This is a genomic window from Pseudomonas saudiphocaensis (assembly GCF_000756775.1).
GTDB lineage: Bacteria > Pseudomonadota > Gammaproteobacteria > Pseudomonadales > Pseudomonadaceae > Stutzerimonas > Stutzerimonas saudiphocaensis.
In genome coordinates this window covers 2,922,992-2,936,544 of record NZ_CCSF01000001.1, presented here as the reverse complement: position 1 = coordinate 2,936,544, position 13,553 = coordinate 2,922,992, and the positions used below count along the sequence as shown (strand labels likewise).

11 protein-coding genes and 1 pseudogene are annotated in these 13,553 nt (G+C 61.8%); 7 read left to right on the top strand and 5 right to left on the bottom strand.

Translation table 11 applies throughout. The features are described 5' to 3' along the window. Nucleotides 1-477 precede the first annotated feature (477 nt). Both algC and argB read left to right on the top strand, forming a co-directional pair. The gene (gene algC / locus BN1079_RS17760; protein WP_197538861.1) at nucleotides 478-1,866 is read left to right on the top strand and encodes a phosphomannomutase/phosphoglucomutase; all 1,389 of its coding nucleotides are present in this window, start codon (nucleotides 478-480) and stop codon (nucleotides 1,864-1,866) included. Between the two features lie 15 nt (nucleotides 1,867-1,881). After that, complete coding sequence (argB, locus tag BN1079_RS13590) at nucleotides 1,882-2,784, top strand: acetylglutamate kinase (RefSeq protein ID WP_037025272.1); 903 nt, start codon at nucleotides 1,882-1,884, stop codon at nucleotides 2,782-2,784. A 108-nt stretch (nucleotides 2,785-2,892) separates the two neighbouring features. On the opposite strand, the gene BN1079_RS13585 is transcribed toward argB, so the two are convergent. Continuing rightward, nucleotides 2,893-3,750 (bottom strand): NYN domain-containing protein, encoded by an 858-nt coding sequence (locus BN1079_RS13585; RefSeq protein ID WP_037026968.1) that lies wholly within the window; start codon nucleotides 3,748-3,750, stop codon nucleotides 2,893-2,895. 226 nt (nucleotides 3,751-3,976) lie between these two features. Here BN1079_RS13585 and BN1079_RS13580 point away from each other — a divergent pair, with 226 nt between their 5' ends. From BN1079_RS13580 to BN1079_RS13560, 5 genes are all read left to right on the top strand, one after another. Further along, nucleotides 3,977-4,186, top strand: coding sequence for a hypothetical protein (locus BN1079_RS13580; RefSeq protein WP_037025271.1), 210 nt, complete (start codon nucleotides 3,977-3,979; stop codon nucleotides 4,184-4,186). A gap of 171 nt (nucleotides 4,187-4,357) precedes the next feature. Further along, a complete protein-coding gene (locus BN1079_RS13575; protein WP_037025266.1) occupies nucleotides 4,358-5,278 on the top strand; it encodes a LysR family transcriptional regulator in 921 nt (306 codons plus the stop codon). A gap of 293 nt (nucleotides 5,279-5,571) precedes the next feature. Beyond that, entirely contained in the window at nucleotides 5,572-6,564 is a 993-nt protein-coding gene (locus tag BN1079_RS13570; protein WP_037025264.1) for a TRAP transporter substrate-binding protein, read from the top strand. Nucleotides 6,565-6,655: 91 nt separating this feature from the next. Continuing rightward, nucleotides 6,656-7,225 carry a TRAP transporter small permease subunit gene (locus BN1079_RS13565; RefSeq protein WP_037025262.1) on the top strand — a complete coding sequence of 190 codons (570 nt, stop codon included), beginning with the start codon at nucleotides 6,656-6,658 and terminating at the stop codon, nucleotides 7,223-7,225. Beyond that, nucleotides 7,222-8,538 (top strand): TRAP transporter large permease, encoded by a 1,317-nt coding sequence (locus BN1079_RS13560; protein WP_037025260.1) that lies wholly within the window; start codon nucleotides 7,222-7,224, stop codon nucleotides 8,536-8,538. Before BN1079_RS13565 ends, BN1079_RS13560 begins: the two co-directional genes overlap by 4 nt. Nucleotides 8,539-9,439: 901 nt before the next feature. Here BN1079_RS13560 and BN1079_RS13555 read toward each other — a convergent pair. From BN1079_RS13555 to BN1079_RS13540, 4 genes and pseudogenes are all read right to left on the bottom strand, one after another. Further along, the gene (locus BN1079_RS13555) at nucleotides 9,440-10,906 is read right to left on the bottom strand and encodes a carbon starvation CstA family protein (RefSeq protein ID WP_037025258.1); all 1,467 of its coding nucleotides are present in this window, start codon (nucleotides 10,904-10,906) and stop codon (nucleotides 9,440-9,442) included. Between the two features lie 329 nt (nucleotides 10,907-11,235). After that, nucleotides 11,236-11,927 (bottom strand): annotated as a pseudogene (gene madM, locus BN1079_RS13550) (malonate transporter subunit MadM). 66 nt (nucleotides 11,928-11,993) lie between these two features. Beyond that, nucleotides 11,994-12,929, bottom strand: a complete 936-nt coding sequence (gene mdcH / locus BN1079_RS13545; RefSeq protein WP_037025251.1) for a malonate decarboxylase subunit epsilon — start codon at nucleotides 12,927-12,929, stop codon at nucleotides 11,994-11,996. Beyond that, nucleotides 12,926-13,546, bottom strand: coding sequence for a malonate decarboxylase holo-ACP synthase (locus BN1079_RS13540; RefSeq protein WP_037025248.1), 621 nt, complete (start codon nucleotides 13,544-13,546; stop codon nucleotides 12,926-12,928). Before BN1079_RS13540 ends, mdcH begins: the two co-directional genes overlap by 4 nt. Between the last annotated feature and the right edge of the window lie 7 nt (nucleotides 13,547-13,553).

The following is a 13,553-nucleotide window of genomic DNA, read 5'->3' as shown; positions in this document are numbered from 1 at the left end:
GGCCAGGAAAGCCAGGCCCTTAGCCTGCCAAGCGGCAACCCGAACTGGACCCTGAGCTTCCTGCCCGCACCACAGCTGGGCGCCATGCAGGTGTCGCCCGTTCTGTTACTGGGTGCTGCTCTGGCCGCGCTGTGCGGCCTGCTGCTGGGCCTGCAGCTGGTGCTGGGCGCGCAGCAGCGGCGGCTGCGTGAAGATGTCACACATCTCGGGCAGATGGTGCAGGAACTCTCCAATGGCAAGGCCATCAAAACTCCGACCTTGAGCCTTCCGGCGCTTGATGCGCTGGCCAGAAGCCTGGCCCGCCTGACACTACAGCCCGCAGCCAGGGCCGCCAGCACGACGCGGCCGGCTGCGAGTCAGGCTCCATCCACCGAGTACATCGATCCTCTGTTTCAGAACACCGATATTCTCGACATCGACATTCTCGACGAAGACCAGGATTGGCTAGGTCTCGATACGAAGGAGCGAGAAACCGCAATGAGCACCAAAGCCCCGCAACTCCCTGCCAGCATCTTCCGCGCTTACGACATCCGCGGCGTCGTCGGCGATACCCTGACCCCGGAAACCGCCTATTGGGTGGGTCGCGCGGTCGGTTCTGAAAGTCTGGCCAAAGGCGAACCAAACGTATCGGTTGGGCGCGATGGTCGCTTGTCCGGCCCTGAGCTGGCCGAACACCTGATCCAAGGCCTGGTGGACAGTGGCTGCAGCGTCAGCGATATCGGCATGGTGCCGACCCCGGTACTCTACTACGCGGCCAACGTGCTGGCGGGGAAATCCGGCGTGATGCTTACCGGAAGCCACAACCCGCCCGACTACAACGGCTTCAAGATCGTTATCGCCGGCGACACTTTGGCCAACGAACAGATTCAGGCCCTGCGCCTGCGCATCGAGAACAACGACCTGGCCGAAGGCGTCGGCCAGGCCGAGCAGGTCGAGGTGCTGGAGAGCTACTTCAAGCGCATTCGCGATGATATCGCCCTGGCCAAGCCCATGAAGGTGGTGGTCGACTGCGGCAACGGCGCCGCTGGCGTCATCGCCCCGCAGCTGATCGAAGCCCTGGGCTGCACGGTGATTCCGCTGTTCTGCGATGTGGACGGCAACTTCCCCAACCATCACCCCGATCCGGGCAAGCTGGAAAATCTCGAGGACCTGATCGCCAAGGTCAAGTCCGAGAAGGCCGACCTGGGCCTGGCCTTCGACGGCGACGGCGACCGCGTCGGCGTCGTGACCAACACCGGCACCGTGGTCTACCCCGACCGCCTGCTGATGCTGTTCGCCAAGGACGTGGTTTCTCGCAACCCCGGTGCCGACATCATTTTCGACGTCAAATGCACGCGTCGCCTGACCCCGCTGATCAGCGGCTACGGCGGTCGTCCGGTGATGTGGAAGACCGGCCATTCGCTGATCAAGAAGAAGATGAAGGAAACCGGTGCCCTGCTGGCGGGCGAAATGAGCGGCCACATCTTTTTCAAAGAGCGCTGGTACGGCTTCGATGACGGCATCTACAGCGCCGTACGTCTGCTGGAAATCCTCAGCCAGGACAAGCGCAGCGCCGAGCAGGTGTTCTCTGCCTTCCCCAATGATCTCTCGACTCCGGAGATCAATATCCAGGTCACCGAAGAGAGCAAGTTCACCATCATCGAAGCCTTGGGCCGCGAAGCCCAGTGGGGCGAGGCCAGCGTCACCACCCTTGACGGCCTGCGCGTCGATTATCCGAAAGGCTGGGGTCTGGTGCGCGCTTCCAACACCACACCGGTACTGGTGCTGCGCTTCGAGGCGGAAAGCGAAGCCGAGCTCAAGCGCATACAGGACGTCTTCCGCGCCCAGCTTTATACTGTCGCGCCTGATCTCCAACTGCCGTTCTGATTTGCGGAGCCCTGCATGACCCTCAGCCGTGAAGCTGCCACCCAATTCGCCCAAGTCCTGTCCGAAGCGCTGCCCTATATCCGTCGCTTCGTCGGCAAGACGTTGGTCATCAAGTACGGCGGCAACGCCATGGAAAGCGAGGAGCTGAAAACCGGCTTCGCCCGCGATATCGTGTTGATGAAGGCGGTCGGCATCAACCCGGTGGTGGTGCACGGCGGCGGCCCGCAGATCGGTGACCTGCTCAAGCGCCTGAACATCGAAAGCCACTTTATCGACGGCATGCGCGTGACCGACGCACAGACCATGGATGTGGTGGAAATGGTGCTGGGCGGCCAGGTCAACAAGAGCATCGTCAATCTGATCAACCAGCATGGCGGCCACGCCATCGGTCTGACCGGCAAAGACGCCAATCTGATCCGGGCCAAGAAGCTCAAGGCCAGTCGCAAGACCCCGGAAATGACCCAGCCGGAAATCATCGACATCGGCCATGTCGGCGAAGTCACCGGGATCAACACCGATCTGCTGGAGATGCTGTCGCGCGGCGATTTCATCCCGGTCATCGCCCCCATTGGCGTCGGCGAGAACGGCGAGTCGTACAACATCAACGCCGACCTGGTGGCCGGCAAGGTGGCCGAGGCGCTGAAGGCCGAGAAGCTGATGCTGCTGACCAACATCGCCGGCTTGATGGACAAGCAGGGCCAGGTCCTGACCGGCCTGTCTACAGCTCAGGTCGACGACCTGATCGCCGACGGCACCATCTACGGCGGCATGCTGCCGAAGATCCGCTGCGCCCTGGAAGCCGTGCAGGGCGGCGTGCACAGCGCACATATCATTGATGGTCGAGTGCCCAACGCGGTGCTGCTGGAAATCTTCACCGATATCGGCGTTGGAACCCTGATCACCAACAATCAGCACTAAACCGAGCCGGGCGCAATGCCCTGTACTCCTGTCGCTCAGCCCGCCACGACGGCGGGCTGAGCGGCACAGTCATCACTGCTTCACATACGAACACCACTTTGGCGTGCCTCAGCGCTTGCCTGTCTTGCTCGGCTTGTCCGGCTTGTCCGGCTTGCGCAGCCGCACGTAGAGATCCAGGCCACCCGTGGCGCTGCTGCCGCGCGACTCCAAATCGAATCGCGTGGGTTCTGCGGCAATCAGATCGCTGAGCTTCCTGCAGCCGTAAAGCCTGGGGTCGAAGGCCGGGCGCAATTTGCTGATGTTCTGTCCAAGCGTCCCAAGCTGAATCCAGTCATCTTCCTCGGAAAGGTCGTCGAGCACTCTGGCGATGAAATCCACCGGCACCTGTTGGCAGTTGATGGCGGCCTTGCCGGCGGGCTTGGCTGCTCGCTTGTCGATTTCCTCGACCTGGGCAGCCGCAGCAGCCAGTTTTTCCGTAGACGGCGCTTCTGGCGGCTGCTTCAGGGCGGCGGCGCGGAGGATCTCGGTATAGATGAATTTGTCGCAAGCCGAGACGAACGGAGAAGGCGTCTTCTGCTCGCCAAAGCCGTACACCATCAGGCCCTCCTCGCGGATGCGCGCTGCCAGGCGGGTAAAATCGCTGTCGCTGGAAACCAGGCAGAAGCCGTCGAAGCGCCGGGTGTAGAGCAGGTCCATGGCATCGATGATCAGCGCGCTGTCGGTGGAGTTCTTGCCCGAGGTGTAGGCGAACTGCTGGATCGGCTGGATGGAATGGTCGAGCAGCACCTTCTTCCAGCTGCCAAGGTTGGGTTTGGTCCAGTCGCCATAGATGCGCCTGACGCTGGCCACGCCGTATTTGGCTATTTCCTCGAACAGAGCTTCGACAATGGCCGCCGGCGCGTTGTCGGCGTCGATGAGAACGGCGAGGAATTTCTGCTTGTTCGGGGTGCTGGATTTGCTGGCCATGGATCGTCCCTGAAAGAGAAAGTCATGACCATAACGCCAGCGCCCTGCTGCTGGCCAGTCGCGCCAGTCCCGATTTTTGACCGGCGGGAGATGGCGCAATTCAGCGATGACCATTCGGCGGCTACCTATGGTGCTTCGATGAACGGCAGAAAAACAGCGTCAGCAAAGTGACAAAATGACATTACGGCTAATACGCAGCCTTATTCGTCGCCAGGATGACTTTCCGATGCCCGCTGAAAAACGCTATTCCATCATTCTTGAACACACCGGCCAGGTACTGCTCGGGCATGCCTCGCTGTCCCAGATCGAGGCCTTCTGGGATGCCAACGACACACGCTATTTCGGTCTTCGTATCGAAGACGAGCAAAGCGACCATGCCCGCGTGTTCGTCACCGACGTAATCCCCGAAGAGGAAGAAGAGACTCTCTTCGCCTAGCCGCTGTACGGAAGAGCCGCTCGCTGGAGCTCGGTTAACCAGCTCGGAATGTACAGCTCAGAAACTCGTTTTGCCTTGCCCCAGCTAGCACTACGGTTGTCGTCCCACTCCGCTCTGCCCTCGCCTGCCGCTTGTTAGGCATAATCGATTGCTCGCAAGCGGAGCAATGGCATGCAGATCGACGAAGAACTGACTCTCAAGAAGCTGGAAACCTTCCTGGCCTTCATGCGCAACGGCAGCATGGGCAAGGCCGCCGCGGAGCTGAATACCAGCAATGTCAGCGTACACCGGGCCATTCATTCGCTGGAAAGCGCCTTGCGTTGCCCGCTGTTCAAGCATGAGGGGCGTAATCTAGTGCCGCTGGAAAGTGCCTATGTGCTGGAAGAGCGCGCCCAGCAGCTGGTCAAGGACGTAGTCGAAACGGTGCGCCAGACCCGCGAGGCGGCCGGCTTCTCAGCGGAACGCTTCAAGCTCGGCGCGCTCTACTCGCTGACCATCAAGACGGTGCCACAGCTGATCATGGGGCTGAAGCTGCGCCGCAGCGAACTCAACATCGACCTGATCCTCGGCTCCAATGTCGACCTGCTCTACAAGCTGAAGAACATGGAACTGGACGCCATCCTGGTTTCGCTAAACGAAAGCGTCACCGACCAGGATTGCGAGCAGGTGCCGCTGTTTTCCGACGATATCTACCTCGCTACGCCGGCCGACTCGCCTTTTGCCGATCAGAGCGAGGTCGACCTCAGCGACTTGCGCGATGCCACCTTCATCACCCTCTCCCAGGGGTTCGCCACCCATCAGGACGGCAACCGGGTCTTCGATCTCGCCGGTTTCAAGCCGCGGGTAGGGATGGAGGTCAATGACATCTTCACCCTGCTAAGCATGGTCAACTCCGGGGTCGGCTATGCCCTGCTACCGGGCCGAGTGGGAATGGTCTACGAGTCGGGGGTCAGGCTCGTCCCGCTTCAGGCGCGCTATCATCTGCAGCAGCATATTGGCGTGGTCTTCCTCAAAGCCAAGGAGCGTGACCCCAACCTGCTCGCGCTGCTCGCTGAATGCCGCATGTACAGCCTGAAATACAAGCCAGCATAATTGCCCACCGCTACGAATATGTTCAGCAACCCAGGACCAGGCGAAACGGTCAGGCGGCATGCCGCGCAGCATTCGGGCCGCGCTGCCAAAACCGAGCGAAACCGGCTTCGGAATCGTTAACCCAACCGTAACGTTGGCAGATATCTCTTAATTGATCTGCCTTTCAGCACAAGCTAGCTTGACACTCGGCTCGGGCAAGGTCGCCCGCGATAACAACAAGAAATTCCGTAGACGCAATAAAAATAATGATGGGCCGCTGCCGCGGCTCGAATGTCGATCCAGGAGTATGCCAAATGAAAGCCCTAATCCGTACCTCGGTTGCGGCCGCGTTGCTGGCCGCCAGCATCCCCAGCTTCGCCGAAACCGTCTTGCGTGCATCCCACCAGTTCCCCGGCAACCAGGGCGACCCGCGCGATGAGATGGTGCAGATCATCGCCCGCGAAGTGGCTGCTGCCGACGTCGGCCTGAAGATCCAGATCTACCCTGCATCCTCCCTGTACAAGGCCAACGAGCAATGGGGCGCCTTGACTCGCGGTCAACTCGACATGACCGCCCTGCCGCTCGATTACGCCTCCGGCCGCGTGCCCCAGTTTTCCGCCACGCTGATGCCGGGGCTGGTCAAGAACTACGAGCATGCCCAGCGTCTGAACCAGTCCGACTTCATTAAGGAAATCCACGCGATAGCCGAGAAAAATGGCGCGATTATCCTTGCCGACGCCTGGCTGGCCGGCGGTTTCGCCTCCAAGAAGCAGTGCATCACCTCGCCGGAAACCATCAAGGGCCAGGTGATTCGTGCCGCCGGGCCGGCGTTTGAAAACATGCTGGCAGCCGCGGGTGCCTCGATCTCTTCGATGCCGTCATCGGAAATCTACACGGGCATGCAGACCGGCGTGCTGGACGCCGCCAACACCTCCAACGACAGCTTCGTTTCCTACCGTCTGTACGAGCAGGTGAAATGCCTGACTGCCCCAGGCGATAACGCCCTGTGGTTCATGTACGAGCCGGTGCTGATTTCCAAGCGCAGCTTCGAGCGCCTGACTCCGGAACAGCAGCAGGCCATGCTGGCCGCCGCGAAGAAAGCTGAGGCTTATTTCGCTGAGGAAGGACCCAAGGGCGAAACGCGCATGAAGGAGACCTTTACCAAGGCCGGCGTCGAGGTGGTGAGCCTGAGCAAGGAGCAACACGACGCCTGGATGCAGGTCGCCCGCGAGTCTTCCTATCAATATTTCGCCGAGAAGGTGAAAGGCGGCAAGGAGCTGCTGGACAAGGCACTCGCCGTGCAGTGATGCCCACCCAGGCCGCTGCCGAGCGGCCTTCGCTGCGTTCGAGCCTGCTCCGTGCCTTCAGCTGTACGGCACGGGCTCCCAGGAGTTTGTTATGTCCAGACGTTTTATTAGCGTCATCGAGGCGCTATCGCGCTTCGGAGGCATCAGCGCCGTGTTCCTGCTGATCATCGCTATGGTCGTGATGTGCCAGATGATCCTCATGCGTTATCTGTTCAGGGCGCCCACCATCTGGCAGACCGAGGTGGTGGTGTTCGCGGCTACCGCGGCGATCTTCATCGGCGCACCCTACGTGCTGATGAAGAAGGGCCACGTCGGCGTCGATGTGATCGAGCTGATGCTGTCGACACCCAATCGTCGACGCATGCAGTGCCTCGGCGCGGTGCTGGGGCTGACCTTCTGCCTGCTGATGAGCGTGGCCAGCGGCATCTATGTCTACGAAGCCTGGGAAGGCGGCTGGACCACCTCGACCATCGCCGCCATTCCGCTGTGGATTCCCGCAACGCCGATGCTGGTGGGCTTCGGCCTACTTTGCCTGCAATACGTGGTGGAGCTGATGAAAATGATTCGCCCCGAACTGGCCCGCTCGCTGCAGCAGGACGCTGCGGCCCAGCACAATGCCCACAACATGCACAGCCGCCAGGGCCTGGGAGAAACGCCATGAGCCCGACCCTTGCAGGTACGCTGCTGATCTGCGGCTTGCTGGTTTTTCTCGCCACCGGCATGCCGATCGCCTTCGCCCTGGGGCTTGCGGCCATGGGCGGGCTGTTTATGGCGATGGGCCCGGAGGTCATCGGTGTGGTCGCCGAAACCATGTTCGCCGGCATCGGCAACCTGGCCTTCGTTTCGATTCCGATGTTCGTGCTGATGGGCGCCATCGTCGCCGGCACGCCCGCCGGCGCCGACCTGTATCGCGCACTGGATCGCTGGATGTATAAGGTGCCGGGCGGCCTGGTGCTGTCGAACATCGGCGCCTGTGCGGTGTTCTCGGGCATGACCGGCTCCAGCCCCGCGACATGCGCGGCCATCGGCAAGCTGGGCATCCCGGAGATGATCAACCGCGGCTACCCGTCCTCGGTCGCCACCGGTTCGATCGCCGCCGGCGGCACGCTGGGGATTCTGCTGCCGCCCTCGGTGACCATGATCATCTACGGCATCGCCACGGAAACCTCTATCGGCCGGCTGTTCCTCGCCGGCGTGCTGCCGGGACTGATGCTGACGGCGATGTTCATGGCCTGGGCAATGATCGATGCACGGCGCAAGGGCTTCCGCTTCGGCGCCGAGGGCGTGTACTACAGCCTGCGCGACAAGCTGGCCGCGCTGCCACGGATTCTGCCGCTGATGCTGATCATCCTCGGCGTGCTCTACGTGCTGTACGGCGGCGTCGCCACGCCTTCCGAGGCCGCCGGCGCCGGCGCGATGCTCACGCTGGTGGTGGTGGTGCTGGCCTACCGGCTGTTCAAGATGGGCACCTTCCGCGACATCTTCGGCTCCGGCATGCGTGAAAGCGTGATGATCATGATGATCCTCGCCTCCGCCGAACTGTTCGCCTTTGCGCTGTCGTCGCTGTACATCACCCAGTCGCTGGCCGAAACCATCGCCAGCCTGGAGGTGAACCGCTGGGTGCTGATGGCGGTGATCAACGTCTTCCTGCTGGTGGCCGGGATGTTCCTGCCGCCGGTGGCGGTGATCGTCATGTCCGCGCCGCTGCTATTCCCCATCGTGGTGCAGGCTGGCTTCGATCCCTACTGGTTCGCGGTGGTGCTGACCATCAACATGGAGATCGGCCTGATCACCCCGCCGCTGGGGCTGAACCTGTTCGTCATCAACGGCATCGCGCCGCAGGTGCCGACCCGGGAGATCCTCTGGGGCGCGCTGCCCTATGCCCTGGTGATGGTGCTGGCAATCATCATCCTGTGCCTGTTCCCGCAGATTGCCACCATTCTGCCCGACTATGTGATGGGCGAAGCGATCTAGAACTGGATGTTGACCACTGACCGTGTGCCGATTGGCGGGCTTCTTCGGAAGCCCGCTTTTTTATGGCTCTAGACATTACATGGGGCTTGGCACCGGACTGGCAACTTTATGTGCTGAATGAAAGTTTCGCTTTCATGGGCGCTTGCCGAGTTGCTTGATGGTGCGGGTTTCGCCCTGCTGGGCGAGTTACTTTTTTCAGTCGCGAAAAAAGTAACCAAAAACGCTTGCCCCTACATGCGGCCCTGCGCTGCGCGCAGGGTCCGTTCGCTCCACCGCTGCTTCAGGGGCCGGCTTACAAGGGCCGTCCCTGGCCCTTTAAGCCTCTCGCCGCATCCATGCGGCTCGCTCCCTTACGCAACGATTCCGCTCACCCTCCTGAAAGGGGCGGTTGGTGGCGCCTATTGGTTCGACAAAAAGAAGATAAGCCAAGCAAAAACCAATGATCTTCCAGGCGACTCGGACCCCGTTCCCGTTAGGAGGCCGAGTGGAGGTGTTGCTCAGGGGGACGCGAGGCATGGACGCCGAGCGAGGAGCGAAGGGACAGGGACGTCCCTTCGTGACGGCCCCCAGAGCGGCACCGGAGCGAGGGAAGTCTGGCCGCAGGCCAGACCCGGATGTCGGGGTGACCTTCTCTTTGGTTACTTTCTCTTGGCCAGACAAAAGCAACGAAGCGAAGCGGAGTAACAGCCACAGGCTGGCCCGAAGGGCGAGCGTAGCGAGTCAAGTGACTCGGCCGGGGGGAAACCAGAAGGGTTCAGCACACTTGGTAATCGCCTAAACGCTAAGCCAGCTGACAGCACCACCCAATCTTGCCAGTCCGGCGCCAACCCTCGCTTCTTGGAGAAAGCGCGAAATCTTTTCTAGGACCAGAGCAGCAGGGTTCGCCACTCTGGTCCAGGTTTCACGCCGCCTCGGCAGGACGCTTGCTGTGCTTGAAGGCCAGGCCAATCAGGCACACTACCGCCACCGCGATACCGATCGGCTTGCTGTACTCCATCGGCAGATTGAGGCCGATACCCGCCGTCGAGATGTAAGCCACCGTGATGGCTGTACCTACCGCAGCAGGAACACTGGTGATCCAGTGGAAAGCGCCGCGATCGTAAAGGTACTTGGTCGCCAGCCACAGCACGCTGGTGGACAGCAGCATGTTGGAGAAGGCGAAGTAGCGCCAGATCAGCGAGAAGTCCAGGAAGGTCATCAGATAAGCCACACCCAGCAGCGGCGCAGCCAGGGCCAGCCGGTTGACGGTTGTCTGCGAAATCTTGAACGCATCCATGATGGTCAGGCGTAGCGAACGGAAGGCAGTATCGCCGGAGGTGATCGGGAAGACCGCAACCGCAAGAATCGCCATCACACCGCCGAACACGCCCAGGTAGCTTGTGGCGACATGGTTGACCACCAAGCCGGGGCCGCCCTGATCGAGCATGGCCTTCAGTTCCGGATAGCCGCCAGGGAAGGCTGCAATGCCGGCCAGCGCCCAGACGCAGGCGACGATGCCCTCGCAGGTCATGGCGCCATAGAACACCGGACGCGCGTATTTCTCGTTGGTCAGACAACGGGCGATCATCGGCGACTGAGTGGAATGGAAACCACTGATAGCACCACAGGTGATGGTCACGAACAGCAGTGGCCAAACAGGCAGGCCGTCGGGGTTCGGAGTGAGGAAATCGTGCTCCTGATGGTTATGCACGAAGAAATCGAAGATCCCCGACACCTGCGGCAGGTTAGGCGCCTCCAGCAGCAGCGCCACGGCCACCAGGATGGTCATTACGATCATCAGCAAGCCGAACAGCGGATACAGTTTGGTGATGATCTTGTCGATGGGCAGCAAGGTAGCGAGGAAGTAGTAGCCGAGGATCACCAGTACCCAAAAGGTGTTGCCACCCAGAATGGTGCCCTCGAAGAAGGACAGGTTACTCAGCAGCCCGGCGGGGCTCATGATGAACACCACGCCGACAAAGAACAGCAGCATGGCGGTAAACACCAGCATGCAGCCCTTGAAGATCACGTTGTAGTAATGACCGGCGATTTCCGGCAGGCTCTTGCCATCTTCCTTCAGGCTCATGACACCAGAGAAGTAGTCATGCACCGCACCGCCGATCACGTTACCGATCACAATCCAGACCAGCGCGATCGGACCATAGAGCGCACCCAGGATGGGGCCGAAGATGGGGCCGACACCGGCAACGTTGAGAAACTGAATCAGGAAAGCGCGCGCGGGGCTGATAGGCACATAGTCCACGCCATCGCGCAGACGCTCCTGAGGGGTGATGGCAGTCGGGTCTATGCCGGCCTGTTTTTCAACGAACGGGCCGTAGAACTTGTAGCCAAGAACAAGTATGGCAAGGCTGATGAAGAAAAGGAGCATGGGAGCAGGTTCCTCATTATTTTTGGGATTTTCGAGTTTCTGGAAACTCAGCGGCACACAAGGCCGGCGCAGGATACCTGAGTTAGACAGCTCTGGACCGATTTTTGGCGTTCCTGGCGCGCACCTTCAGCGGCTTTTCGGCTGTGCCAGAGCCGTGCACTGACGCTGCGGATAGCAATAACAAGGGGCGCTTGGAATCGCGCGCGCAGGCAGCAAAACCGGGGCGACTAAAACCGGGAAGACTTGCTTTCGGGGCACTTCCGATAACGCAAACGCGCCCCGGGGGGGGGGGCGCTGTGATTTACGTCGAGCGTTAGCTATCTTTCGGCTCAGCCAATCATCCCGCGCATGATGAAGAACAACAGCGACGGGCCCAGCAGGCACCCCAGCGCGGTGTAGAACGCAGCGGTGAGACAGCCGTACGGCACCAGCCTGGCATCCGTTGCCGCCAGCCCGCCGGCGACACCGCTGGAGGTGCCGATCAGGCCTCCGAAGATCACCGCCGAGCGCGGGTTGTTCAGGCCGATCAAAGGCGCGACGAACGGCGTAGCCACCATCACCACGATGGCCTTGACCAGACCTGCGGCGATGGACAGCGCCATCACCTCTGAGCTGGCACCGATTGCCGCGCCGGTAACCGGCCCGACGATGTAGGTCACCGCGCCAGCGCCGATGGTGGTGAGACTAACCGCATCCGTGTAGCCAAAAGCCATGGCAACCCCAACACCCGCGACGAAGGAGGAGAACACCCCGATGAACGGGCCAGAACGCCGACCATGCCGGCGCGCTTGAGCTCTTCGACGCTGACCCCGAAACCAGTGGCAACGATGGCGAAGTCACGCAGCATGGCGCCACCGAGCAGGCCGATGCCCGAGAACAGCGCGATATCCACCAGCCCCTTCTGTCCGCCGGTTACCACGCCACCGATGTAGGACAGCAGCAAGCCGATCAGGATGGCCACGGCCGAGCCATGCAGACGGCCTTTGGTGAGCTTGTCGGAGAGCCAGTAGGACAACCACATGGTGGCGCCGATGATGGCGAAGCCACATCGCTCGGGCGGATGATGGCAGCCGCTCCGCTTACTGCTCTACTCGATACGACCTGCTTCCCTACGCAGCAAAGCGTTCAATGTGTCGAGCCGGGCGCCATCGAAGGCGACCAGCGTGCCCTGCTCGAAAACCCGTCGCGCCAGCCCGGTAAGGACCGAACCCGGCGGCAGTTCGATATGCAGGCGCACCCCGCGCTCGTAGGCAGTGCGCAGGATCCCGTGCCAGTCGACAATGCGGCACATGTTGAAGGCCAGGTCATCGCGCAGTCGCTCGGGGTCGGCGATGGGCCGTGCGGTGGTACTGCTGAGATAACGCAGGCGCGGCGCACGCAGCTTGACCTTGGCGAACGCCTCCGCCAGCTCTGCGCCCGGTTGGTCCAGCAGCGCACTGTGGGAAGGCACGCTAACCGCCAGGCGTCTGGCGCAGGACGCACCCAGGGCTTTTGCCCGTTGCGCCACCGCGGCCATGGCGGCATCGCTGCCGGCAATGACGAGCTGATTGTCGGCATTGATATTGGCCAGGTGAACCGGCATCTGCGGGCTATGAACCTGCTCCAGCAGGCCCTCTACCTGGCCGAGATCCAGGCCCAGGATTGCAGTCATGCCGTAGCCTTGGGGATAGGCGTTCTGCATAAGCTCACCGCGCATCGCCACCAGCTGCAGTGCATCGGCATACTCCAGCGCACCGGCAGTCACCGCGGCGGCGTATGCGCCAATGGACAGCCCGGCGACATAGTCCGGCTCCAGTCCGTCACGCATCAGCAAGCGCGCACCGGCCACACCCGCGATCAGCAGGCAGAGCTGCACGGCACGGGTCGAAGCCAGGGCCTCGGCCGTATCCAGCGCCAGGGCATCTGTACCCAGCACTTCGCTGGCTTCGCTCAGAGCCTCGGCGATTTGCGGCTCATCCGGCAGGCGCTGCAGCATGCCTGGCTTCTGCGCACCCTGTCCCGGAAAGGCGAACAGCGTACTCATGCCGCCAGCTCCGCCAAATCCCAGGGGCTGGTGACCAGCCGTGCACCCGTGGCGCACTTGAGCAGGACGCGCGCCGAGCCACTTGCCCATTCGCGCAAGGCGATGGCACCGGAAGGCGTTTCCAGCTGAAGATCCACCCGACAGGGCACCTCGTCCACCAAGCACTGCAGCTCCTTGGCCAGGGTACGAGACAGCGGCTGCGGCGTTCGCAGCACCAGATCAAGATCGCTGGCCACATGAATGGTCTCGACGCCGGTAGCAAGTTGAAAGCCCACCGAACCGGTCGGCCCCCAGGCCAGGCGCAGCTCGTCCAGATAGGGCTTGAGCAGAGTCAGCGCGCGCAGCGCCGGCAGTTCACCCAGAGCTGGCTGCTCCATCAATTGCTCAGGGCTTACGCAGCGCAGGATCAACGCCAAAGGCATCACCGTCCCGTAACGCTGCCCTCGCGCGGCACCGCGCACGCCCACCGCAATCTGCCCCTTTTCCACAAGTGCACGACGCACCACCACCGGCTGGCCTTCGGCAAGCACCTGTCGCGCCCAGGCCGGCGCCTCGGCGGGCAGTCTTGTCGGGGTCAGGCCCCAGAGCAGGTCATGTGGGCGTGGAATGTGGTGCATCTGCAGC